Below are 21,519 nucleotides of genomic sequence, written 5' to 3' on the forward strand. Positions count from 1 at the left end.
GGCCGTCCGGGCTCCTGCGGCCCGGCTGGGCCGGGCCTGGCGGCTGTGGGCTGAGACACACTTTATATCGTTGTAAATTGAGATACAAGGAAAATTTGTTAGCGCTCACAAAGTGGTAGCCGCCACTCTTCTGCCCCCACGTGCAGCAGCCGTTATTCGAGCCCGGCGATGCCGGCAAGCACCTGCAGGTGATGTTCGAACAGCGCGTCCTTCGCAGAGAAGGTTCCCTCGCCGTACTGGCCGAACACCTCGAAGCTGATAGCCCCGAAAAGTGACGTCCACACCAGCGCTCCGCGCGCCAGCAGCCCGTCCGGGATTGCCAGGCCCCGCTCTTCGCGGATGGCCTTCAAGTCGGCAGCCAGAGCCGAAGGCACCGCGGCCGGAGGCGCCGCAGCTGCGGGGCCCGGTTCCGACCCCAGGGCGCCGGCCCGCCAGGCGCCGTCAAGGAGGGCCATCAGGCTGTAGATCACCCGGGTCCCGGGTTCCGTGGTGCGCTCCGCCGGGGCCCGATACCCGGGCACCGGGCTGCCAAAGAGCAGGGCGTAGCGGGCGGGCTCGCGGAGGGCCCACGCGCGGACGGCGCGGCCCAGCGCCCGGAAGCGCCCGGGGAAGTCCCCCTCCGCAACGCGGCCGACGGCGGCATCCACGTCGTCAGCCAGTTCACCGTAGGCGTCGATCAGCAGCAGGGTGAGGAGTTCGTCCCGGTTTTGCACGTAACGGTACACGGCGGAGGACACGACGCCGAGATCCCTGGCCACGGCCCGAAGCGACAGTGCCGCCGCTCCATGGAGGGCCAGGTGCTCGCGCCCCAGGCGGACTATGTCGTCAACGGTTTGCGCCCTGGCGCGCTCCCTGGGAGTGCGGAGGGGCGGGGTGGCGGCATCGGTAGCTGGCATGCCTCCAGCATTCCACGCCTTAGAGCAGTGTCAACAATTGAGAGCAGCGCTCTTGACTTGCTGCACCGGTCAGGGCATTCTTATTTTCGAGAGCACTGCTCTCTCACAAGGAACCCAAGCAGACTGAACATCCCGAGAAAAGAGAATCCAATGCCCGAACTGTATGTGGTCACCGGCGCCGGCCCTGTTGGCTGGACCGTGGCGGAGCAGCTTGCCGGCCAGGGGAAGCGGGTGCGGGTCCTGACGCGCTCCGGCAGCGGCCCGGAGCACGCCCTCATCGACAGGATGTCCGTGGACGTCTCCGACCCCGCGCTGCTCGGCGAGGCTTTCGCAGGGGCGTCCGCCGTCTTCCACTGCATCCACGGCTCCGCTTACGCTGCGGACGCGTGGGCGCAGGAGCTTCCGGCGGCGGAGGAAGCGGTGCTGGCAGCCGCCGGCGAGGCGGGCGCCGTCGTCGTATTTCCGGAGAGCCTTTACTCCTATAGCCGGCCGGACGACGTGATGGCGGAGGACAGCCCGCGGGAGGCGCAGGGCGGAAAACGCGGGGTCCGGACGGCCCTGCTGAAGGGGCGCGCGGCGTCACCCACGAACACCGTCAGCGTGGTGGCCGGCGATTTCTTCGGGCCGCGGGTGCGGACCGCCCACGCCGGCGAACGCATGGTGCCGGCAGTGCTGGCCGGGAGGAGGATCCTGGTGATCGGCAGCGCGGACCAGCCGCACTCGTTCACGTATGTGCCGGACCTTGCCGCGGCCATGATCCGCGCCGCCCGGACGCCGTCCCTGTGGAACCGGGTGTGGCACGCGCCCACGGGCCCGGCCGTCACCCAGCGCCAGCTTGCGGCGGCCTTCGCGGAAGCCGGCGGGGCGCCGGCACCCAAAGTGGGCGCCGTTCCCGGCTGGCTCCTCCGGGCCATGGGTTTCTTCTCCGCCGGCACCAGGGAGCTGGCCGAGATGCTCTATCAGTTCGAGCGGCCGTTCGTGATGGACTCGCGCGCCAGCGAGTCCGCCCTGGGCCTGCGCCCGACTCCACTGCCGGAAGCTGCAGCGGCAACGGTGGGGTGGTGGCGGGCGCAGGCGTGACGCCGCAGCGCGCCTACCTGCGCCCGGCGCCCTCCAGGTCGGTCTCCAGGCTGCCTTCGTCGCCGCGCGAGCCGGCGAGCGCCCGTTCGTCGTCCTCCAGCCGGGCCGGCTTACCGGGCCACCAGATCCGCCGGCCCAGATCGTAGGAGAGCGCCGGGACCAGCAGTGAGCGGACCAGCACGGTGTCCAGCAGGACCCCGAAGGCCACGATGAAGGCGAGCTGGACCAGGAACATGATGGGGATGACGCCAAGGGCCGCAAAGGTCGCGGCGAGGACCACGCCCGCGGACGTAATGACGCCGCCCGTCACGCCGAGGCCCCGCAGGATTCCCGGCCGGGTGCCGTGCTTCAATGATTCCTCCCGGACCCGGCTCATCAGGAAGATGTTGTAGTCCACGCCCAGGGCCACCAGGAACACGAAGCCGAACAGCGGCACCGTGGCATCGGCGCCGGGGAACCCGAAGATGTTGTTGAACACCAGGGCCGATACGCCCAAGGCGGCGGCGTAGGAAAGGACCACCGAGGCCACCAGCAGGACCGGGGCAAGTACCGAGCGCAGCAGCAGCATGAGGATCACCAGGATGACGGCCAGCACCACGGGGATGATGACCACCAGGTCGCGCTGGGCAGTGGTGTTGGTGTCCAGGGCCGTGGCGGTTACGCCGCCCACCAGCGCGCCGGCGTCGATCTTCTTGAGGTCTTCGCGGAGCTTCACCACGACGTTTTCGGCATCATTGGAATCGGCTGCGTAGTTCAGGGTTGCGTTGATCAGCACCTTACCCTCGCGGACATCGGGCGTGCCCGGGGCGCCCGGCGCCCCCGTGATCGGCACGCTTCCCTCCGCCAGGAGGTAGGCGTCGCCGACGCCTTCGGTCGCCTTGGTCTTGTTCAGCACCTCTTGCGCTTTCGCTTCGTCGGCGACAATCACCGCGGGACTGCCGGAGCCGGCGTCGAAATGGCGGGCCAGGGCGTCCTGGCCGTCCACCGCATTGGAGGCGGTGAGGATGACGTCTGTCTGTGGCACCCCGTTGGCTTTGAGCTGCAGGATGCCCGCGGATGCCACCAGGAGCAGCAGCACGGAGGCTATCCAGACAGTACGGGGCCGGCGGGACACGAGGGAACCGGTAGCCCGCCACAGCCCCTTCTGGCCTTCGAGGCCGGTGACGAACCGAGGTTCGCGTTCGGTCTCGGGCACCAGCTTGGGACGGAACGGCCAGAAGGCGGCGCGGCCCAGCAACGCCATCAGGGCCGGGAGCAGCGTGAGGGCCGCAAAGAGCGAACACAGGATGCCGGCTGCCGCCACCGGGCCCAGCGCCTTGTTGGAGTTGAGGTCGGAAAACAGCAGGCACAGCAGCGCGATGATCACGGTTGCGCCGGAGGCCAGGATGGGCTCGAAGGAGGCTTTCCAGGCCGTGAGGACAGCGGCGGGGCGGTTGGTGGTGTGGGTCAGCGCCTCGCGGAACCTGGCGACATACAGCAGCGCGTAGTCCGTGGCTGCGCCGATGACCAGGATGGAGAGGATTCCCTGGCTTTGGCCGTTGAGCTGGATCCAGCCGAGCTTGGCCATGCCGAAGACCAGCAGGATCGCCGCACAGAGCGCGAACACTGACGTGAAGAGCACCGCGATGGGCAGCAGCAACGAGCGGTAGACAATCAGCAGGATGATGAACACGGCGGCAAGGGCCACGAGGAGCAGGATGCCGTCAATGCCGGCAAAGGCGCTCACCAGGTCCGCGGTCAGCCCCGCGGGGCCGGTTACGAATGTCCGCATTCCTTCCGGAGCTGACGCCTTGACCTCGTCGCGGAGCTCTTGGACGATTTCCTTGACCTCGCCCGAAGAGGAAATGGGCACCACGAACTGGACCGCATCGCCGTCCTTCGACGGGATGGGCCCGATGACGGTGCCGACTGCCTGCAGTTCCTCCAGCTTGGCTTTGAGGGCGGCCGACTCGCCCAGCTGCGCAGGCGTGAAGGCCGAATCGCTCTCGACGACTATGACGGCCGGAATTTCGTCGGAGTCCCTGAACTTTGCCTGCCAGTCCTGCGCCTCCGTGGCTTCTGCGCCGGACGGCAGGAACGAGGCCTGGTCGTTGGACGACACTTCGTCCAGCCGGCCGAAGGTGGGGCCGCCAATACCGGCGACAGCCAGCCAGGTCAGCACCAGCAATACGGGTACCAGCCAGCGGAGCCAGAACGGGACGCGTTCCCGGGAGTGGGGTTTGGGTTTCATGGTTCCTTCTGGAGGTAGTGGACGGGAGTAGAATTTATTCCAGCATAGATTATCTCTCTCATGGAGATAAGTGCCAGGCTAGCTTGTTTTGAAGATTCCGGTCTCGCGGGAATGGCGGCCCGGCCCGGAAGCAATGTCAGGCTGCCGGATCACCGGGCTGAAGTAAGATCCTCAGGACGGCGGCCATAAAGAACAGCCCGGGAAATAGATGGGAGGCAGGGATGGCAGACGACGACGCAGTCCGCACTCCCGGCGGCCCCCCGGCGCTGGTGTTGCTGCTTCAGGAGTTCACGCTGGAAGCCAACCGCTACGTGGACACCGCGGGCGGCCGGAATGACATGCATCGCACGGACCTGAACGCCCTGGCCGTCATCATGCGGCATGCCGCCAAGGGCACGGTGGTCACACCCGGCGTCCTGCGGAAGGAACTCCACCTCAGCTCCCCCGCCACCACGGCCTTGATCGACCGGCTGGACCAGTCCGGCCATGTGGTCCGCGAGCGGCTGGGCTCCGACCGCCGGCAGGTCCAGCTCCGGATGACGCCGAAGGCCTACCGTGACGGCGGTGCCATGTTCCTCCCGCTGGCCCGCCACATGGGCGCGGCCATGGCTGAATTCACCCCCGCGGAACTCGAGGTGGCGGCACGCTTCATGGAATCCATGACCCAGGCGACCATCCGTGCGGCACAGGAAGCGGCAGGGCAGGGCGAGGGGATGGGCGGGTGAAGCCTGGCTGCGCCGCCTACTGCTCGGCGGCCGACATGTCGCCGACGCCTGGCGTGCCGTCCGCGATCGCGTAGCGCTGCAGCACCGCACCCTTTGGTGAGGCAACCACCGGTTCGATGAGTGTGAGGTTGGTCGGAACCACCCCGTCGGCGAAGACCTTTTTGCCCCCGCCGAGGAGGATCGGATACACCCAGAGCGTGAGCCGGTCGAAGAGCCGCTCGGCGAACAGGGTCTGCACGAAGTCGAGGCTGCCGATGACGTGGATGTTCTCGTGCCGGTCGCGCAGTTCTCGCACGGCGGCGACGGCGTCGGGACCCAGCAACGTGGAGCCGGCCCACTCTAGGGCAGGCGTCCGGCGCGAGGCAACGTATTTCGGCAGGCTGTTGAACAGCCGGGCGATGCTTCCGTCCTCGTGCGGCCAGTACGCGGCGAAGATGTCGTAGGTCCGGCGCCCGAGCAGCAGCGCGTCCATCCCCGCCATCCCGGAGTTGACCTGTTCGCCAACGACTTCGTCTATGAGCGGCGCCTGCCAGCCGCCAAACGCGAACCCGCCTGCAGGGTCCTCTTCCGGACCGCCGGGCGCCTGCGCGACGCCGTCGAGCGTGGTGAACAGGTCGATGTGGATGAGTCCCATGCCGTGCTCCGTCCTCTGTCGCCCGTCGTCGGCAGTCATCGACCCGGCGACGACGGGATCACTTCGAGCTTGCCACGCGGCTGCCTCCGGGACAACGGCTATCAACGGCTCGACGCGAGGCCCGCCACGTGTCCGGCAAGGCTCCGGCCGAGTCACGACAACTGCTTGTTTTGGTCCGCTCGATTGCCGCGCATTTTCCCGGCGGAGCGGTAGCGTTTCCTTATGAGTGCACAGCAGCCTGAAGACGTGTACACGCACGGACACCACGAGTCCGTGGTCCGCGCCCATGCCTCACGGACCGCAGAGAATTCCGCCGCGTTCGTGATCCCATACCTCACCCCGGGCACTTCGGTGCTGGATGTGGGCTGCGGGCCGGGCAGCATCACCTGCGACTTCGCCGGCCTCGTGGCGCCGGGGCAGGTCACCGGGCTGGACCGCTCCCCTGACGTGATCGCGCACGCCGCCGCGCTTGCCGCCGAACGCGGCGTGGAGAACGTCGGCTTCGTGGCCGGAAACATCTACGATCTGGACTTCGACGACGAAACGTTCGACGTCGTCCATGCCCACCAGGTCCTCCAGCACCTGACGGACCCCGTGGAGGCCCTGCGCGAAATGCGCCGGGTCGCCAAGCCCGGAGGCATCGTCGCAGTGCGCGACGCCGATTTCCACGGCATGAGCTGGTACCCCGCCGTCCCGGAACTGGACGAATGGATGGAGCTGTACCAGCGCATTGCCCGCCGAAACGGAGCCGAACCCGACGCCGGACGCCGGCTGGTCTCGTGGGCGCAGGCCGCCGGGTTCACGGACGTGGCCCCCTCCAGCAGCAACTGGCTATACGCCACGGGCCAGCAGCGCCGCTGGCAGGCCCGGGTCTGGGGCGAGCGAGTCCTGCATTCGGCGTTCGCGGACCAGGCCCTGGAATACGGCTTCGCCAACGCCGCCGACCTTGCCCGGATTTCCGCGGGCTGGCACCGCTGGGGTTCCACTGACGACGGCTGGTTCCTGATCCCGAACGGCGAGATCATCGCGCGGGCCTAGGTTCGCCACGTCCAGTTACGGGCGGTGTGGCGCGATAAATCGCGGTACCCATTCCCCGCCGGCCCATCCGTACCTAGGATGCAGGAAGACCATCAGCGAGGAGAATCCCCATGCGCAAGTTGACCGCCGGCCTTTTCTACTCTGTGGACGGGGTGGTTGAATCCCCCAATCTTTGGCAGTTCGACAGTTTCGACGAGGAACTCGGCGCCGGGATGAACGAAATGATGGCCAGGGTGGAAACCGGACTCCTGGGCCGGGTGGGCTACGAGCAGTGGTCCGGCTACTGGCCCGGCGCGGCCGCTGACGCCGACTTCGGCGCGTTCATCAATCCCCTGCAGAAGTTCGTGGCCTCCAGGACCTTGTCGGGCGAACTCGAATGGCAGAATTCCCGGCTTATGGACGCACCGCTTGAGGAGTTCGTAGTCAACCTCAAGAACGGCGACGGCGGCGAAATTGCCGTGTTCGCCAGCATCTCGCTGACACGGCAGCTGCTTTTCGCGGGGCTGCTCGACTCTCTGATGCTCATGGTGCACCCGGTCATTGCCGGAAGCGGTCGGCGGCTGTTTGAAGACGGCGATCCGGTGACGCGGCTGGAGCTGCAGGATTCGCAGCGGACCAGCAAGGGGAACATGATCCTCAGCTACGGCGTCCGCCCCTCAGTCCAGCGCCCCTAAACTGGATGGGTGCAACCCTCCCTTTGGCTGGCCCTGGCCGGCGCCGGCGTCCTGATCAGCTTCACCCCCGGAGCGGGTGCCATCAACACCATGAGCAACTCGCTGAATTCGGGTTTCCGGCGGTCAATCTGGGGAATCCTGGGCCAGCAGGCTGCACTGGTGATCCACGTACTGATCGTGGCCCTGGGCGTGGGTGTCCTGGTGGCAAGCTCGCCGGTGGCATTCAACGTCATCCGGTACGCCGGCGCGGCCTACTTGGTCTATCTGGGCATCAGGCAGTTCCTGCACAAGCCGGACCTGGACCAGGAGAAAGCTGCCGAGCTCCGGAATGAACCGGCAGCTTCCATGTTCCGCCGGGGCCTGTGGGTCAACCTGCTGAACCCGAAGGCCGTCGTCTTCTTCCTGGCCTTCATGCCCCAGTTCATCAGGCCTGAGCAGCCCCTGCTGCCCCAGTATCTCGTCCTGACCGCCACTGTGGTGGTCATCGACATTCTGGTGATGTGGTTCTTCTTCGCCGCCGCGGCCAAGTCCTTCCAGCGTTTCACGCACAACGCCCACGGGCAGAAGGTCCTGAACCGGACCTTCGGGGTTCTCTTCGTGGCCGTGGGCATCATGCTCGCGCTGATCCACTAGGAGCAGGGCCCTCCAGCACGCGGCCCGGCCTGCAACGCATCATGCGTCGCCGGCCGGGCCGCGTGCTGTCCGTTCGCGCTGCTCCCCCCTTAGGCGGCCAGCGGAACCTCCGGGCTGCCGGCAGCCACCACCAGCTCCGGCCCGTCCGCGGAAACAGTGACCTGTCCCCCGGCCGCCAGGCCTGAGCCCACCAGCAGATCGGCGATCCGGTCATCGAGTTCGCGTTGGATCACGCGACGCATCGGCCGCGCACCATACTCGGGTTCGTAGCCCCGCTCGGCAATCCAGTCCACCGCGTCCTCGCTGACCACCAGCCCGATGCCCTGGGAGCGCAGGCGGGCTTCGGTCTCGTTCAGCATCAGCCGCACGATCCGGCGCAGCTGGGCCTGGTCGAGCTTGCGGAACAGGACGATCTCGTCGATGCGGTTAAGGAACTCCGGCCGCATCGATTCACGCAGCCGCGCCAGCACGCGGTCGCGCAGGGCCTTCTCCGAGCCGAACGCGCTTCCCTCCCCGGTCGCGGTGAACCCGGTGGGCCCCGCCTTGCTGGCCAGGAACTCCGAGCCCAGGTTCGAGGTCATGATGACCACCGTGTTGCGGAAGTCCACGGTGCGCCCGTGCCCGTCCGTCAGGCGTCCGTCGTCGAGGACCTGCAGGAGGAGGTTGAACACGTCCGGGTGGGCCTTCTCGACCTCGTCAAGCAGAACGATCGAGTACGGATTGCGCCGCACCCGCTCGGTCAGCTGCCCGGCCTCGTCGTAACCCACGTAACCCGGAGGGGCACCCATTAGGCGGCTCACGGTATGCCGTTCACCAAACTCGCTCATATCGAAGCGGATCATGGAGTCCTCGCTGCCGAAGAGCGAGCCCGCCAGCGCTTTGGCGAGTTCGGTCTTGCCCACACCGGTGGGGCCCAGGAACAGGAAGCTCCCGATCGGCCTGCCTGCGGCACCCATGCCCGTGCGGTTGCGGCGAACGGACTTCGCAATCAGGCTCACGGCGTCCTCCTGGCCCACCACCCGCTGGTGCAGGTCTTCTTCCAGCCTGGCCAGCCGTTCCCGGTCACCCTCGGTGATCCGGCTCGCCGGAATGCCCGTTGCGCGGGAGATGATCTCGGCGATCTCCGCTTCACCCACGACGGCGGACCCGCCGCCGTCGGCTTCCTGGCTGGCCGTGCCGCCGTCGAGCTTCTCCTTCAGGGCTTTCGCTTCGTCCCGGAACCGGGAGGCCGCTTCGAAGTCCTCCGCGGCAATGGCGGCGTTCTTCGATTCCTCGAGCGCGTCCAGCCGCCCGAGGAGATCGGAAGCGTCCTGGCGGGACCCGAGCTTCAGGCTCAGCCTGGCACCGGCCTGGTCGATAAGGTCGATCGCCTTGTCGGGAAGGAACCGGTCCGTCACGTATCGGGCGGACAGTTCGACGGCGGCCCTGACCGCCTCGTCGGTGTAGCGGACACCGTGGTGTTCTTCATACCGCTCGCGCAGCCCGGAGAGGATCTGCACGGCATCTTCGATGGAAGGCTCCCCTACCTGCACGGGCTGGAAGCGGCGTTCGAACGCGGGGTCCTTTTCCACCTTGCGGTATTCGTTCAGCGTCGTGGCGCCCACCACGTGGAGTTCGCCGCGGGCCAGCCTCGGCTTCAGGATGTTGCCGGCATCCATGCCGCCTTCGCCCGCGCCGCCTGCACCAATGACGGTGTGGAGCTCGTCGATGAACAGGATGAACCGGCCCGGGTTCGCGGTGACTTCGTCCATCGCCTTGGTCAGGCGCTCTTCGAAGTCGCCGCGGTAGCGGGTTCCTGCAAGCATGGCCGGGAGATCCAGCGAAATGACCCGCTTGTTGCGGAGCTGCTCCGGCACGGTGTCGGCGGCAATGGCCTGCGCCAGGCCTTCCACAATGGCCGTCTTGCCCACGCCGGCTTCGCCGACCAGCACCGGATTGTTCTTGGTGCGCCGGGCAAGGACCTCTATGGTCTGGGCAGTTTCATCGGAGCGTCCGATGACCGGGTCAAGGCCGTCGGAGAGCGCCAGGGCCGTCAGGTCTGTCCCGTAGGTGTCCAGCGTCGGAGTTTCCGAAGCGGTGCCGGAAGCGCTTGCGGATGCTGCAGTTTCCGGGGTGCCGGCTCCGGTCGGCTCGGTGCCGGCAGCCTCGCGGGCCCCTGCCTGGAAGGACTCCGGCGTGACGCCGGCCGCGGCGAGCACCTGCCCTGCGGGTGCATCTTGGTTGAGCACCAGGGCGAAGAACAGGTGCTCCGGGTCGATGTACGTGGATCCGAATGCCCGGGCAACCTGGTAGGCGTCCAGCAGTGCGCGCTGGGCGGACGGCGTCAGCGCCGGAGCGCTAGCCGCTGGCCGGCCGGACTTCTCGGGCAGGCGTTCTTCCGCGGCCCTGGCCACGGCCGCGGGGTCGGCCCCGGCGCGGCGCACGTAACCGATGGCCGGTTCCGCACCGGCCATCGTCCGCAGGATATGCAGGGCATCCACGTCACCGTGCCCCAGGTCCACGGCGAACTGGCCGGCGAGCGAGAGCACCTCATGGGTGCGGCGGCTCAGCAGCCGGGTGATGTCCGTGGGGCGCCCGGACCGGGCCGCGCGCTGGCCCTGCAGGTAGCGCGCAAGGAACTCGTCAAACGAACCGCTGCCGGTACCGGCAGGTCCAAAAAACGTTGGCATGTACCCTCCGTAGGTAAAGTTGAGTGCAATTGACTCAAGTCTCTAGCTACGAAGATTATTCCCGGTCCGGGGACGGGGCCGCAAGTGTCCGTTCGCGCCCGCCCCCGGGGCCGCAAGTGTCCGTTCGCGCCCGCCCCTGGGCCGCAAGTGTCCGTTCGCGCTACTGGAGCTGACCGTTGGCCGGCGCGAGCTTCCGCAGGTCCGCCTTCCGGATCTTGCCGCTCGCCGTCCACGGCCCGCGGCACTTCGCCCCATTTGCCGTCCGGCACGCCGATCACCGCCACGCTGCCCACGGCCTCCAGCTCGGTGATGGCCTGTTCCACCTCCGCCGGGTAGAGGTTCTCGCCGCCGGAGATGATCATGCCAGGACCTCGGATTCCTGCTGGCCAAACTGCACGCCGCAGGGTCCGTTGTGAACAACAGGGCGCTGGCCGAATTCGACCTCAAGGAGCGCTCCTACTCCGTCCTGATCCTGGCCAACAGCGGACTCGAGCCGACGCAGCGCGAAATGGCCGACTTCCTCAGCCTGGACCCCAGCCAGATTGTGGCCCTGGTGGATGAGCTGGAGAAGCGCGGCCTGGTGGCGAGGGCGCCCGGGAAGCAGGACCGCCGGGCAAAGACCGTGACGGCAACCGCCAAGGGAGGGCGGCTCCTCGAGCAGGCCGGCGAGGCTGCGCGAAGGGCTGAAGCGGAAGTTCTGGACGGGCTGCCCGCGGAGGAATCGGCCCAACTCAAGGCGCTGCTCCGCAAAGCCCTGTGGGGTGCCGGATTGCCCGGGTGAGGGTCGGACCTAGCGGGCCGTCCGGGCCTAGCGGGCCGGGCCTTCCGGGCGGGAGCGCCCTTCGCGTTCGGCCTGGTTCCGGCGCGCCAACTCTGCCATGACCACCGGCCCCACCAGGCCGGCGTGGTTCGGGCCCGGGGTGTTTCCACTGTTCCTCAGGAGGCCGGCCAGCGCTTCGAGTTCGCCGGTGGGGACAGCGGACAAGGACGCGTACGCCTTGACGACATGCCGTTCGGCGATGCCGGCATGGCGGCCCCGGTTGGCGTGTAGTTTGCGGCGCATGGGACATCCTCAACGAAGAATCCGGAGGCTGCCTGCATAACCCGGAGCCAGAATACCGCAGACCGGCTCAGTCGTGGAACGGCTCGCCCGTGGTCCGGTGGTCCGCGTGGTTGATGGTTTCCCGGATCAGCCGGACGAGGTGCCCGTCGTGCAGCGAGTAGATGACATGCCGGCCGCTCTTCTTCGCGTCCACCATTCCACTGAGCCTCAACTTGGCCAGATGCTGGCTGACCACGGTTCGCGGAACGGCTGCCGCCGCAGTGAGTTCAGTGACGCTCTTGGGGCCCCGCGAAAGCTGCCACAGCAGATGCAGGCGGGTAGGCTCGGCCAGCATCCGCAGCGTGGCGGCGGCGTTTTCAAGCAACTCCGCGCCAGGGGTGACCGGGTGGACGAGCGAGGGCTCCTCAGCGCCGACGCTGAACGGACTGCTCGGCTGACTGCTCAACGGTCTGCTCCTTGATGGCGGCTGGATCTGCTCCTGAAGGGGTCTTCCGGGGCCAGAACAGGAAGGCTCCTGCACTGCCAAGTATCGCAAGGATTGTCAGCGCCACAGCAGCCCAGCCCAGGCCCGCGGCGGCGCCAATCCAGCCTGCCAGAGGGTAGCTCAGGATATAGCAGGCGTGGGAGAGCGAGAACTGAGCCGTGAAGACGTACGCAAGGGTGCCCTCGGTGGCGGCCTCCCGAAGCAACCGGGAGGAGGGTGTAATGACGGCGGACGTGGCAGCACCCAGCAGGAGCCACAGCGCCAGCAACGGCCACCACCCCGTGTCCGGAGATGCCAGGAATATCACCGCCGAGGCACCGCCGAGTGCCGGCGGGATCAGGGCGGCTCCGGTCATCATGACGGCGCGGTCTCCGAAGCGGTCAAGGAGCCGCGGGGCGGCCAGGGCAACAGCCATGGAGCCGGCGCCGAAGCAGGCAAGGGCGATGGCGAGATCGGATCCCGGACGGTGCAGGCCGTCCCGGACATAGACCACGGTATTGACCAGGACCAGGGCAGTCGGCGCGGACACAGCCAGGTTTAGAGCCAGAAGTGATCTCAGCCGCCGGTCGCGCCAAAAGATCCGCGTTCCCAGGGTGGTCCGGTGCCACAGGGAAGGCTGGGGACCCCCGGCCGGACCGGACCGGGGCAGGGCTGTCATCGCGACGAGGATCGCCGAGGCCAGGAAGCCTGCAACCGTACCGAGGAACAGCTTGTTGTAGCTCATTACTGCCAGTAGCAGCGCTGCGGCAACCGGGCTGACCAGGGCTTCCATGTCGTAGGCGAGCCGGGAGAGCGAAAGGGCGTAGGTGTAGTCCCGGGGATCCTTCAGGATGGTTGGTATCAGCGACTGGAACGCCGGGGTGAAAGTTGCGGACGCAGACTGGAGCAGGAAGATCACCACATAGATCTGCCACGTTTCGGTGATGAACGGCAGGCACAGGGCCATGGCCGCCCGCACCAGGTCAGCGGCGATCAGCACGGGCTTCTTGGGCAGGCGGGCCACCAGCGCGGTGATCACCGGGGCCAGCCCCACGTAGGCCAGCATCTTGATGGTCAGCGCCGTACCAAGGACGGCCCCGGAGTTTTTGCCAGCGATCTCGTACGCCAACAGTCCGAGGGCGATGGTCAGCAGACCGGTCCCCGCCAAAGCCACGATCTGGGCACAGAACAGCCGGGCATAGACTCCGTTGCGAAGGACCGCGAACACTGGACTCCTCAGGTGCATAGGTGCACTAATGTGCACCTATAGACTAGCGGAGTGGCGCCGGGACGCAACCACCTAACGGGATGACGGCTTGTGGTCGGTGCCGCGCATCCGCACTGCCACCACAACACCGGATCCTCCGGTAAGGGCGGCAACGACGGCCACTGCCGCAGGGATGCCGTAGGCGTCGGCGATGATTCCGGACAGCAGGGCGCCGACCGCAAAGCCGCCGTCGCGCCACAGCCGGTAGATCCCCACCGACCTGGCCCGCCATTCAGGGTGGGCAACGTCTCCGATGGCGGCCAGCAGAGTCGGATAGACCATGGCCGTGCCTGCCCCCAGCAGCACCGAAGCGGCCAGCCAGATCTCAAAGCCGGCACCAAAAGCGACCATGCCGAGCGCGACCGCCTGCACCAGCATGCCACCCACAATCAGCGGCTTGCGCCCGATCCGGTCCGATAGCGCGCCGGTCACCAACTGGCCGGCGCCCCACACGGCCGGGTACACCGCCGCGAGGATGCCGATGCGTTCAATCGTCAATCCGGCCGCGGCGAAGAGGACAGGGAACAGCCCCCAGGCCAGGCCGTCATTCAGGTTGTTCACCATTCCCGCCTGACTCACGGAAGACAGCGACTTGTCACGGAAGCTCGTCAGGGTGAACACCTCGCGGTCGCTGAGCTGCCCGTGCGCCCCCTCGTGGGCCGCAACGTGGTCGGCGGCCTCAGCCCTGGCGTGGTGGTGCGTTTCCCGCACGGTGAGTACGGAAAGGCCCAGGCCGACGGCGATAAACGCAGCACCCAGCAGGAACGGACCGGGGCGCAGCCCGTAGGTGGAGGCGATGTAGCCGGTGGCCAGGGCGGTCCCGGCGACGCCGAGGTAGCCGGCCGCCTCATTGAAGCCCATGGCCAGGCCCCGGCGCGACGGACCCACAAGATCCATCTTCATCATGACGGTGGTGGACCAGGTCAGTCCCTGGCTGATGCCGAGGACGACGTTGGCCGCGACGATCCACCCCCACGACGGCCCGAAGATCAGCATCAGCGGGACGGGCAGCGCGACCAGCCACCCCGCCACCAGGACCGGCTTGCGCCCGTAACGGTCCGACAGGGTCCCGGCGAAGTAGTTGGTTGCCGCCTTGGCCACGCCGAACGCCAGGATGTACGTCAACGCGCTGGTGTAGAGGTCCTGCTTGAAGACCTCGCCGGCCAGGAGCGGCAGCACGGTCCTCTCCTGACCCAGCGTCCCGCCGACAAGGGCATTGACCGCCACCAGGATCATGAACTGCGCAAGGTTTTGCCGCAGGCCCAAAGTTATGGCGTTCTTCGTACCGGGCTGACGTTTCGGAAAGGTGTTGCCGGGGGTCATGGGTCTGTTCCTTGGGTTCAGAAAGGGCCCCCGACGGCTCACGGAGTGACGGCCGGGCATCCCGCCCCACAGCGTAACCACACCGTTCGGAAGGGCCGACGGCGACTGGGGACAGCCCGGGTCTCAGCGGGCTTTTCGCCGCCGGCCCCATATCAATTTTAGGAGATTACGCCCCGCTGCGTGCGAGTGGACGCTACCCGTTTTCCCCCGGTTGCGCTATGCAGACGGGGTTCCGGCCACGCGGCCTGCGGCACGTGCGGAGCGGTTGCGCCACCAGCGGCGGACGAGATCCACCATGGCCAGGAGTCCCGCCAGTGGCGAAAGAACCGCTGCGGTGTAGACGAACAGCAGCCACGTGAGCGTTGCAATAGGAGGCTGGCTGGTACTGAGGAGGGAGAGTCCGCCGAAGAAGGCCACTGTCCAAAAAAGAACGACGCCGAAGAGCACCGCCGCAGCAGGGAAATACTCGTTCGTCACTACGGTCATCACAGTGTTCAATGCTCTTCCTCCTGACTGGTTTGGCGCCGGACTTCACCGCGTCAATCTCAGTATGGGGCCAGCCAAACCAGGATTCCGGCAGGACGCAGAAAGCGTGACGAAAATAACCAGAGTCCGCGCCGGGAACTGCTCAGCCGGGGCTCTTTACCGACGCCAGCACTGCCAGCGCTGCACGCAGCCGGGCATCGGCGTCGTTGGCTACTTCCGCGACGGCAGGGCTTGCGCTGAGCTGCACCATGGTCTGCGGGTCAATGGCCTGGATGGTCGTCAGGTCCGCGTCCCGGCCGCGGCGCACCACGACGTTGCAGGGCAGCAGTGCACCGAGGTCCGGCTCGGCGGCAAGTGCACGACTGGCCAGTGCAGGGTTGCAGGCGCCCAGAATGACGTAGTCGCCGAGTGCTTCCGCGGCGTCAGCTCCAAGTTTGGCCTCAAAGGTCGCGCGGACGTTGATTTCCGAAAGGATGCCGAACCCCTGCCCGGCGAGCGCCTCCCGCGTCTGTTCGACGGCGTCACTCCAGGACAGCGGGACGGTCACAGTGTGGGTATAGGTCATATTGTCTCCTTGGACGTGGCCGGCGGGCCGGAACGGCTGGGTTTTCTTGTCGATGATTTGCGGCTTGGCTGCGGCTTAGGCGAGGGACAGGAAGAGCTTTTCCAGCTCTTTCGTGTCCATGCTCGCATCCTTGCGGACAAGGCATTGCTCAAGACCGCTGGCAATGATGGCGAAACCCGCACGGTCCAGCGCCTTTGACACCGCGGCCAGCTGGGTCACGACGTCTTTGCACTCGCGGCCTTCTTCGAGCATCCGGGTTACTGCGGCCAGTTGCCCCTGGGCCCTCTTGAGCCGGTTGATGACCGGGGCGAGGTCGGTTGAATCGAGTTCCATGGTGCCTCCGGGTAAGGGTTGTATGCACTTACAATATACCCCCTGGGGTGTTTTTGACTACCCCCAGGGGTATCTGTAATACTCGGTGGGGTATTCAGCTTTTGTCTGATCCGTCTTGAAAGGACATCCATGACACGCCCCTCCGCTTCGGCATCCTCCTCCGCTTCGCCGGCAGCCCCCGCGGTCACCGCCCTTGATCCGGAAACGCTGCAGACCTGGTTCCAGGAGCACAAGGACCTCGTGGTGATCGACGTACGATCGGCCGCAGAATTCGAATCCCTGCACATCCGCGGGTCGTACAACGTTCCGCTCCCACTGCTTTCCGAGCACACCGACGAACTGGCCGCCCGGCTGGGAAGCCGTGTTGTGCTTGTCTGCCAGTCCGGTGCACGGGCCGAGCAGGCACGGCAGCGCCTCGGCGGCGCAGGCATCGGCACGGCTTATGTCCTGACCGGCGGCGTGCCGGGCTTCGCAGCTGCCGGCGGAAACGTTGTCCGAGGCAAGGCCCGCTGGGACCTGGAGCGCCAGGTCCGCCTTGCGGCCGGCTCCCTGGTGGTGCTGGGCCTGGCCGGCGGAAAGTTCGTCTCGCCCAAGATCCGGCTGCTCGCAGGAGCCATCGGCACGGGCCTGACATTCTCCGCAGCAACCAACACCTGCGCCATGGGTCAGGCCCTCTCGGCGATGCCGTGGAACAAGGCAGCCAAGGAACCCACCCGCGAGTCCGCCATCCTGCAGCTGCCCGCGGCAGGCGTGCAGACCGATCAGGACCGGGCGCAGGCGGCATGATTCCAGCTTTGGCCCTGGGGCTACTCGTCGGGGTTGTGCTCGGCGTGGTCGGGGGCGGCGGCTCGATCATCGCCGTCCCTGCCCTGGTGTACGGAGTGGGCCTAAGCCCCGCGGAGGCCATCCCCACCTCCCTGCTGGTGGTGGGCCTCTCGTCGCTGGCGGCACTCCTGCCACGGTTCCGCGAAGGCATCAACTGGCCCGTTGTCCTCCTGGTCGGAGCGGCCGGCATTCCGGCCGCCTGGGGAGGCGCGGCCGTGGGCCGGCTGCTGGATCCGAACGTACTGATGCTGGCATTCGCGGGCATCATGGTGGTTGCCGGCGTCCGCATGCTGATGCGCACCAAAGAACTGGAGGGTTCTTGCAGCACCGGCCCCGCGCGGGCCCTCCGCTCCTGCGCCCCTAAGGCCGTCGGCGTCGGGCTGCTGGTCGGCTTCCTGACCGGGCTGTTGGGAGTTGGCGGCGGATTCCTCATCACGCCGGCCCTCACGCTCTTCCTGGGGCTGCGTATGAAGCAGGCCGTCGCTTCCTCCCTGGCCATCATTGTCATCAACTCCGCCGCAGGCTTCGGAGCACACGCCGCCGGATTCACCATCGAGTGGTCCACAGTCCTTGCTTTCACGGTGCCGGCCATCCTCGGATCGCTCGGCGCTGCCCGTCTGGCCCGCCTGCTCAAGGACAGGCACGTCCGTATTTCGTTCGCCGTTCTCATCTTCGCTGTGGCCGCCTGGGTCACGGCCAGCACCGTAACAGCCTGACCGGCACCCGTCTGTCCGCCAGCAAGAAGCCCCCAAGAAGGAGAACCCAATGGGACTGATCGACTCGCTGAAGAAGGCCTTCAGCAAACCGTACAAAACCGTCTCGGTGGCCGAGGCCAAGGAGCTCCTGGCATCGCGGGCGGTGCTGATCGACGTCCGCTCCGCGCAGGAATGGCGAACCGGCCACGCACCCCAGGCCAGGCATCTACCCCTGGACAAGCTGCAAACCGGCGTAACGGGCCTGCAAAAGGGCCGTGCCGTCGTCGCCATGTGCCAGTCGGGGGCCCGCTCCGCCTCCGCCGCGCGGCTGCTGGCCAGCCAGGGTTACCAGGCATATTCGCTCCGCGGCGGCATCGGCGCCTGGCGTCAAGCCGGCGAACCCGTCCGCTAACCATCCACCCACATTCCGGAAAGGAACCCGTCATGGCTGAAATCACTGTCACGGAAACTGAGCAGCGGCGCGCCAGCGCACAGATCCTCGACGTCCGCGAGGACTTCGAAGTCGCCGAAGGCATGATCCCCGGCGCCCTGCACATCCCCATGGGGCAGCTGCAGGCCCGCTTGTCCGAGCTGGACCCCGCCGTTCACGTCATCGTCGTCTGCCGCAGCGGCAACAGAAGCGCCCGCGTGGCAGATGCACTCAATGGCGCCGGATTCAGCGCAGACACAATGACCGGCGGCATGATCGCGTGGAGCCGCGCAGGACTCCCTGCCACCCAGCGCTCCTAAACCACCCGCAGCCGCCCCTCCCCCATCCCGGCCATACGTAAGGAATTCAGCCATGGCAACCATCGACATCACGGAAGAATCGCTTGCCCGGACGCTTGAGGAGAACGACATTGTCTTCATTGACTTCTGGGCCGGCTGGTGCGGCCCCTGCCGCATGTTCGCCCCCACCTACGACGCAGCCTCCCGGAAGCACCCGGACATCGTTTTTGCCAAGGTGGACACGGAAGCTGAGCAGGCATTGGCTGCTGCTGCCGGCATCACGTCCATCCCCACGCTGATGGCCTTCCGGGACAAGACCCTGGTCTTCTCCCAGCCGGGTGCGCTCAACGCGGCAGGGCTGGAGCAGGTGGTCCAGGGCGTCAAGAGCCTCGATATGGCAGCGCTGCGCGCGCAGGCAGCGCAGCATCAGTCCTGACGGATATCCACAGAAGCCGATGCGCACCACCACGCCCGGCGATCTCGCGGCAATCTGGCCCCGCACGGTGGTGGTGGACGTGCGGGGGCACGACGCGGTCAACGTCGCCGGAGGCATCACAGAGTGGTACCGGGAAGGGCATCCGGTCAGCTACGCACCGCCCATCCCGGACGCACTTCCGTCCGGACAATGGAAATCGTTAGTGGAGAAACTAGCGAAATGGCGCGCCCGGAGCACCGGCTGACGGTTCCGAAAGCACGGCGGCAGACCATTTGCGATATACCCCCCGGGGTATTATTATTTTGAGTAGACCACCACCGGAACCCACAAACCCTTAAGAAGGAGAACCCATGCTTCTCGAGCGCATCTACGATGAAGACCTCGCCCAGGCCAGCTACTTCATTGGCTGCCAGCGGAAGGGTGAGGCAGTTGTTGTCGACGCCCGCCGTGACATCGACACCTACCGCTCCCTCGCAGCAGCCAACGGCATGAAGATTGTGGCCGTTACCGAGACCCACATCCACGCCGACTACCTCTCGGGCACCCGCGAACTCGCGGCTGCGACCGGGGCCAAAATCTATGTCTCCGGCGAGGGCGGCCCGGACTGGCAGTACGGGTTCGACGGCGAGCGCCTCTTCGACGGCAGCAAGATCACCATCGGTAACATCACCGTCCAGGCCGTCCACACCCCGGGGCACACGCCGGAGCACCTGTCCTTCCTGATCACCGACGGCGCGTTCAGTGCTGAACCCGGCTACCTGCTCTCGGGCGACTTCGTCTTCTCCGGCGATCTGGGCCGCCCCGACCTGCTGGACGAAGCAGCCGGAGGCGTGGACACCCGCTTCCTGGGTGCCAAGCAGCTGTTCTCCAGCCTCCGCGACAAGTTCCTCACCCTGCCCGACTTCGTCCAGGTTTACCCGGGACACGGTGCCGGGAGCGCCTGCGGCAAGGCCCTCGGCGCCATCCCGTCGTCCACGGTGGGCTACGAGCGGCTCTACGCCTGGTGGGGCCCGTACCTGGCCGCCAATGACGAGCAGGGATTCATCGACGAGCTGCTGGACGGCCAGCCGGACGCACACGCCTACTTCGGCCGCATGAAGCGTGAAAACCGCCAGGGCCCTGCCGTCATGGGCGAACGTGCCCCGCTGCCGGAACTCGACACAGCCGCCGTCGTCCGTGACCTGGCGGCAAACAACGTGACCTTCGTGGATACCCGCCCCCACACCGAAGTACACCAGGGCACCGTGGCCGGGGCACTGAACATCCCCGCCGGAAAGTCCGTTGCCAGCTTCGGCGCGTGGGCCGTTGACCCGGAACGGGACAGCCGCCCGCTGGTCCTGCTGGCTTCGGGACAGGAGCAGGCACAGGAGATGTGGGACCACCTGGTGCGGGTCGGAATCGACAACGTGGGCGGGTACGTGACCAGCATCGACGGCCTGCCCGCAGCGACTCCGCGCCTGGTCCAGCCCGAGGAACTCGAAGGCTTCGACGCCGCGGCCGTCCTGGACGTCCGCAACCGCACCGAACACACGGCCGGGCATATCCCCGGATCCCGGCAGCTGAGCGGGGGCCGGGTGCTCTGGAACCTGGACCAGCTCCCCACCGGCGGGACCATCGTGACCTACTGCCAGAGCGGCGTCCGCAGCTCGGTGGCGGCCAGCACCCTGCGCCACGCCGGTTACGACGTCGTGGAACTGGACGGCAGCTACGCCGCCTGGGCCGCTATGGAACAGTCGCTCCAGATCGCTTCGACCCGCTAATCCCGCGGCCGGCCGGCGCCGGCAGCTGGTCCAACCGCGCAAGACCCCCGCCCGGACATTTCCGGGCGGGGGTCTTTCGCCGGGTGAGAACGGGGAACTCCTTCACCGGGGGATGTTCTCCGAAGACGGCAGTGCTGGATTTCCCGAAAGCCTCAGCTCCGGCTTCGGATGAGCGGGCGTGGCGGTCCAGTTTTGACTGTGCCTGCTTCAAGGACGAAGAAGATGAAGGAAAGGAAGGCTGTCCTCTCGCCGCTAAGGATGCGCGGCGGAAGGAGTTCGGGCGGCGTGTCTGGAGAAGGCCCTGGTTCGCACACGGCGGCTACGCGGTATCCCGCCGATGTGAAGGCGCTGATCATCGCGTGAAGTGGTCGGTGCCAGAAGGTCAGGACCGCAGGCTCGCCGTCGAACTCGTAATCCTCCGAGTACTGCCGGAGGGCGAAGTAGTCCTCGGTTGGCTGGTTGACCACGCTGACCGTGGGGTGGTTGACCGACAGGATCAGGCGACCGCCCGGCTTCAGTACGCGCCGCAGTTCAGCGAGTGGTGCCGACCAGTCCTCCAGATAGTGCAGGACCAAGGACGAGACAACGTCGTCGAAGGAGCCATCGGCGAAAGGGAGCGGCTTGGCGAGGTCGGCCACGCACAGGTCCGCGGTCGGACCCAAACGCCGCCTTGCCAATTCGAGCATCGCAGGACTGGAATCGAAGCCGGTCACGATGGCGCCCTTCGCGGCCAAGGCGGCGGACAGCGGCCCCGAGCCACAGCCTGCATCGAGGACGCGGTGACCGGCCACATCGCCGGCAAGGCCAATCATCGCCGGCCGCTCGTAATAGGCATTGAGGAGGCTGGACTCATTTTCAGCCGAGTAGTTCTCGGCAAAGTCGTCATAATGATTGGGCTTCACTACTCTTTCCCTTCAGGCGAATCCTCACGGGCAGGACAATGGGGCTGATCCTAGCAAGCGAGAGCCTTCCCACCCTTCCGCTGACAGGACACC

The 21,519-nt window shown here is 66.9% G+C and carries 25 protein-coding genes and 1 pseudogene; 13 read left to right on the forward strand and 13 right to left on the reverse strand.

Features of this window, described 5'->3' with window-relative positions:
• Positions 1-152: 152 nt before the first annotated feature.
• Positions 153-896 carry a TetR/AcrR family transcriptional regulator gene (locus ACFVWT_RS12135; RefSeq protein ID WP_390248060.1) on the reverse strand — a complete coding sequence of 248 codons (744 nt, stop codon included), beginning with the start codon at positions 894-896 and terminating at the stop codon, positions 153-155.
• A gap of 150 nt (positions 897-1,046) precedes the next feature.
• Here ACFVWT_RS12135 and ACFVWT_RS12140 point away from each other — a divergent pair, with 150 nt between their 5' ends.
• Positions 1,047-1,976: an NAD-dependent epimerase/dehydratase family protein gene (locus ACFVWT_RS12140; RefSeq protein WP_390248061.1), complete on the forward strand. Its 930-nt coding sequence runs from the start codon at positions 1,047-1,049 to the stop codon at positions 1,974-1,976.
• Positions 1,977-1,989: 13 nt separating this feature from the next.
• Here ACFVWT_RS12140 and ACFVWT_RS12145 read toward each other — a convergent pair whose 3' ends face one another.
• The gene (locus tag ACFVWT_RS12145) at positions 1,990-4,206 is read right to left on the reverse strand and encodes an MMPL family transporter (RefSeq protein WP_390248062.1); all 2,217 of its coding nucleotides are present in this window, start codon (positions 4,204-4,206) and stop codon (positions 1,990-1,992) included.
• Between the two features lie 221 nt (positions 4,207-4,427).
• Between ACFVWT_RS12145 and ACFVWT_RS12150 the strand changes: the two genes are divergently transcribed.
• Positions 4,428-4,931, forward strand: a complete 504-nt coding sequence (locus ACFVWT_RS12150; protein ID WP_390248063.1) for a MarR family winged helix-turn-helix transcriptional regulator — start codon at positions 4,428-4,430, stop codon at positions 4,929-4,931.
• A 16-nt stretch (positions 4,932-4,947) separates the two neighbouring features.
• Here ACFVWT_RS12150 and ACFVWT_RS12155 read toward each other — a convergent pair whose 3' ends face one another.
• On the reverse strand, positions 4,948-5,565 hold the full coding sequence (locus tag ACFVWT_RS12155; protein ID WP_390248064.1) for a dihydrofolate reductase family protein: 618 nt from the start codon (positions 5,563-5,565) through the stop codon (positions 4,948-4,950).
• A 222-nt stretch (positions 5,566-5,787) separates the two neighbouring features.
• Between ACFVWT_RS12155 and ACFVWT_RS12160 the strand changes: the two genes are divergently transcribed.
• The 3 genes from ACFVWT_RS12160 to ACFVWT_RS12170 all read left to right on the forward strand — a co-directional run bounded on the left by ACFVWT_RS12160 (position 5,788) and on the right by ACFVWT_RS12170 (position 7,910).
• Positions 5,788-6,603, forward strand: coding sequence for a methyltransferase domain-containing protein (locus ACFVWT_RS12160; RefSeq protein ID WP_390248065.1), 816 nt, complete (start codon positions 5,788-5,790; stop codon positions 6,601-6,603).
• A 110-nt stretch (positions 6,604-6,713) separates the two neighbouring features.
• Entirely contained in the window at positions 6,714-7,277 is a 564-nt protein-coding gene (locus ACFVWT_RS12165; RefSeq protein ID WP_390248066.1) for a dihydrofolate reductase family protein, read from the forward strand.
• A 9-nt stretch (positions 7,278-7,286) separates the two neighbouring features.
• Positions 7,287-7,910, forward strand: coding sequence for a LysE family transporter (locus ACFVWT_RS12170; RefSeq protein WP_390248067.1), 624 nt, complete (start codon positions 7,287-7,289; stop codon positions 7,908-7,910).
• An 89-nt stretch (positions 7,911-7,999) separates the two neighbouring features.
• Here ACFVWT_RS12170 and ACFVWT_RS12175 read toward each other — a convergent pair whose 3' ends face one another.
• Positions 8,000-10,579 carry an ATP-dependent Clp protease ATP-binding subunit gene (locus tag ACFVWT_RS12175; RefSeq protein ID WP_390248068.1) on the reverse strand — a complete coding sequence of 860 codons (2,580 nt, stop codon included), beginning with the start codon at positions 10,577-10,579 and terminating at the stop codon, positions 8,000-8,002.
• A gap of 230 nt (positions 10,580-10,809) precedes the next feature.
• A pseudogene (locus tag ACFVWT_RS12180) lies at positions 10,810-10,941 on the reverse strand (hypothetical protein); the annotation flags it as partial.
• A 17-nt stretch (positions 10,942-10,958) separates the two neighbouring features.
• On the opposite strand from ACFVWT_RS12180, the gene ACFVWT_RS12185 reads away from it, so the two are divergent.
• On the forward strand, positions 10,959-11,360 hold the full coding sequence (locus ACFVWT_RS12185) for a MarR family winged helix-turn-helix transcriptional regulator (protein WP_390248202.1): 402 nt from the start codon (positions 10,959-10,961) through the stop codon (positions 11,358-11,360).
• A gap of 27 nt (positions 11,361-11,387) precedes the next feature.
• Here the strand turns inward: ACFVWT_RS12185 and ACFVWT_RS12190 are convergent, their stop codons facing one another.
• The 7 genes from ACFVWT_RS12190 to ACFVWT_RS12220 form a co-directional block, all read right to left on the reverse strand.
• Entirely contained in the window at positions 11,388-11,642 is a 255-nt protein-coding gene (locus tag ACFVWT_RS12190; protein WP_390248069.1) for a hypothetical protein, read from the reverse strand.
• 67 nt (positions 11,643-11,709) lie between these two features.
• Positions 11,710-12,087 (reverse strand): ArsR/SmtB family transcription factor, encoded by a 378-nt coding sequence (locus ACFVWT_RS12195; protein ID WP_390248070.1) that lies wholly within the window; start codon positions 12,085-12,087, stop codon positions 11,710-11,712.
• Positions 12,047-13,333, reverse strand: coding sequence for an MFS transporter (locus ACFVWT_RS12200; RefSeq protein ID WP_390248071.1), 1,287 nt, complete (start codon positions 13,331-13,333; stop codon positions 12,047-12,049). The genes ACFVWT_RS12195 and ACFVWT_RS12200 overlap by 41 nt, the downstream gene beginning before the upstream one ends.
• A 72-nt stretch (positions 13,334-13,405) precedes the next feature.
• Positions 13,406-14,695, reverse strand: coding sequence for an MFS transporter (locus ACFVWT_RS12205; protein ID WP_390248072.1), 1,290 nt, complete (start codon positions 14,693-14,695; stop codon positions 13,406-13,408).
• A gap of 216 nt (positions 14,696-14,911) precedes the next feature.
• The gene (locus ACFVWT_RS12210) at positions 14,912-15,184 is read right to left on the reverse strand and encodes a hypothetical protein (RefSeq protein ID WP_390248204.1); all 273 of its coding nucleotides are present in this window, start codon (positions 15,182-15,184) and stop codon (positions 14,912-14,914) included.
• Between the two features lie 139 nt (positions 15,185-15,323).
• Positions 15,324-15,746: a DUF302 domain-containing protein gene (locus ACFVWT_RS12215; protein WP_390248073.1), complete on the reverse strand. Its 423-nt coding sequence runs from the start codon at positions 15,744-15,746 to the stop codon at positions 15,324-15,326.
• A 75-nt stretch (positions 15,747-15,821) separates the two neighbouring features.
• Positions 15,822-16,079, reverse strand: coding sequence for a metal-sensitive transcriptional regulator (locus ACFVWT_RS12220; protein ID WP_209742084.1), 258 nt, complete (start codon positions 16,077-16,079; stop codon positions 15,822-15,824).
• A 129-nt stretch (positions 16,080-16,208) separates the two neighbouring features.
• On the opposite strand from ACFVWT_RS12220, the gene ACFVWT_RS12225 reads away from it, so the two are divergent.
• The 7 genes from ACFVWT_RS12225 (at position 16,209) to ACFVWT_RS12255 (ending at position 20,524) form a co-directional block, all read left to right on the forward strand.
• Positions 16,209-16,865: a rhodanese-like domain-containing protein gene (locus ACFVWT_RS12225; protein ID WP_390248074.1), complete on the forward strand. Its 657-nt coding sequence runs from the start codon at positions 16,209-16,211 to the stop codon at positions 16,863-16,865.
• A complete protein-coding gene (locus ACFVWT_RS12230; protein WP_390248075.1) occupies positions 16,862-17,620 on the forward strand; it encodes a sulfite exporter TauE/SafE family protein in 759 nt (252 codons plus the stop codon). Before ACFVWT_RS12225 ends, ACFVWT_RS12230 begins: the two co-directional genes overlap by 4 nt.
• Positions 17,621-17,669: 49 nt before the next feature.
• Positions 17,670-18,011, forward strand: coding sequence for a rhodanese-like domain-containing protein (locus ACFVWT_RS12235; RefSeq protein WP_390248076.1), 342 nt, complete (start codon positions 17,670-17,672; stop codon positions 18,009-18,011).
• 32 nt (positions 18,012-18,043) lie between these two features.
• Positions 18,044-18,349, forward strand: a complete 306-nt coding sequence (locus ACFVWT_RS12240; RefSeq protein ID WP_390248077.1) for a rhodanese-like domain-containing protein — start codon at positions 18,044-18,046, stop codon at positions 18,347-18,349.
• 52 nt (positions 18,350-18,401) lie between these two features.
• On the forward strand, positions 18,402-18,764 hold the full coding sequence (locus ACFVWT_RS12245; RefSeq protein WP_390248078.1) for a thioredoxin family protein: 363 nt from the start codon (positions 18,402-18,404) through the stop codon (positions 18,762-18,764).
• Between the two features lie 19 nt (positions 18,765-18,783).
• The gene (locus tag ACFVWT_RS12250; protein WP_390248079.1) at positions 18,784-19,008 is read left to right on the forward strand and encodes a hypothetical protein; all 225 of its coding nucleotides are present in this window, start codon (positions 18,784-18,786) and stop codon (positions 19,006-19,008) included.
• 106 nt (positions 19,009-19,114) lie between these two features.
• Positions 19,115-20,524 carry a rhodanese-like domain-containing protein gene (locus ACFVWT_RS12255; RefSeq protein WP_390248080.1) on the forward strand — a complete coding sequence of 470 codons (1,410 nt, stop codon included), beginning with the start codon at positions 19,115-19,117 and terminating at the stop codon, positions 20,522-20,524.
• A 152-nt stretch (positions 20,525-20,676) separates the two neighbouring features.
• Here the strand turns inward: ACFVWT_RS12255 and ACFVWT_RS12260 are convergent, their stop codons facing one another.
• The gene (locus ACFVWT_RS12260; RefSeq protein WP_390248081.1) at positions 20,677-21,426 is read right to left on the reverse strand and encodes a class I SAM-dependent methyltransferase; all 750 of its coding nucleotides are present in this window, start codon (positions 21,424-21,426) and stop codon (positions 20,677-20,679) included.
• Positions 21,427-21,519 lie beyond the last annotated feature (93 nt).

This window comes from Arthrobacter sp. NPDC058288, assembly GCF_042880995.1.
Classification (GTDB): domain Bacteria; phylum Actinomycetota; class Actinomycetes; order Actinomycetales; family Micrococcaceae; genus Arthrobacter.

Bases quoted from the DNA above. Each gene is read 5' to 3' on its own strand.
- ACFVWT_RS12135 (WP_390248060.1), bottom strand. From the start codon at position 896: ATGCCAGCTACCGATGCCGCCACCCCGCCCCTCCGCACTCCCAGGGAG.
- ACFVWT_RS12140 (WP_390248061.1), top strand. From the start codon at position 1,047: ATGCCCGAACTGTATGTGGTCACCGGCGCCGGCCCTGTTGGCTGGACC.
- ACFVWT_RS12145 (WP_390248062.1), bottom strand. From the start codon at position 4,206: ATGAAACCCAAACCCCACTCCCGGGAACGCGTCCCGTTCTGGCTCCGC.
- ACFVWT_RS12150 (WP_390248063.1), top strand. From the start codon at position 4,428: ATGGCAGACGACGACGCAGTCCGCACTCCCGGCGGCCCCCCGGCGCTG.
- ACFVWT_RS12155 (WP_390248064.1), bottom strand. From the start codon at position 5,565: ATGGGACTCATCCACATCGACCTGTTCACCACGCTCGACGGCGTCGCG.
- ACFVWT_RS12160 (WP_390248065.1), top strand. From the start codon at position 5,788: ATGAGTGCACAGCAGCCTGAAGACGTGTACACGCACGGACACCACGAG.
- ACFVWT_RS12165 (WP_390248066.1), top strand. From the start codon at position 6,714: ATGCGCAAGTTGACCGCCGGCCTTTTCTACTCTGTGGACGGGGTGGTT.
- ACFVWT_RS12175 (WP_390248068.1), bottom strand. From the start codon at position 10,579: ATGCCAACGTTTTTTGGACCTGCCGGTACCGGCAGCGGTTCGTTTGAC.
- ACFVWT_RS12190 (WP_390248069.1), bottom strand. From the start codon at position 11,642: ATGCGCCGCAAACTACACGCCAACCGGGGCCGCCATGCCGGCATCGCC.
- ACFVWT_RS12205 (WP_390248072.1), bottom strand. From the start codon at position 14,695: ATGACCCCCGGCAACACCTTTCCGAAACGTCAGCCCGGTACGAAGAAC.
- ACFVWT_RS12215 (WP_390248073.1), bottom strand. From the start codon at position 15,746: ATGACCTATACCCACACTGTGACCGTCCCGCTGTCCTGGAGTGACGCC.
- ACFVWT_RS12220 (WP_209742084.1), bottom strand. From the start codon at position 16,079: ATGGAACTCGATTCAACCGACCTCGCCCCGGTCATCAACCGGCTCAAG.
- ACFVWT_RS12225 (WP_390248074.1), top strand. From the start codon at position 16,209: ATGACACGCCCCTCCGCTTCGGCATCCTCCTCCGCTTCGCCGGCAGCC.
- ACFVWT_RS12230 (WP_390248075.1), top strand. From the start codon at position 16,862: ATGATTCCAGCTTTGGCCCTGGGGCTACTCGTCGGGGTTGTGCTCGGC.
- ACFVWT_RS12235 (WP_390248076.1), top strand. From the start codon at position 17,670: ATGGGACTGATCGACTCGCTGAAGAAGGCCTTCAGCAAACCGTACAAA.
- ACFVWT_RS12240 (WP_390248077.1), top strand. From the start codon at position 18,044: ATGGCTGAAATCACTGTCACGGAAACTGAGCAGCGGCGCGCCAGCGCA.
- ACFVWT_RS12245 (WP_390248078.1), top strand. From the start codon at position 18,402: ATGGCAACCATCGACATCACGGAAGAATCGCTTGCCCGGACGCTTGAG.
- ACFVWT_RS12250 (WP_390248079.1), top strand. From the start codon at position 18,784: ATGCGCACCACCACGCCCGGCGATCTCGCGGCAATCTGGCCCCGCACG.
- ACFVWT_RS12255 (WP_390248080.1), top strand. From the start codon at position 19,115: ATGCTTCTCGAGCGCATCTACGATGAAGACCTCGCCCAGGCCAGCTAC.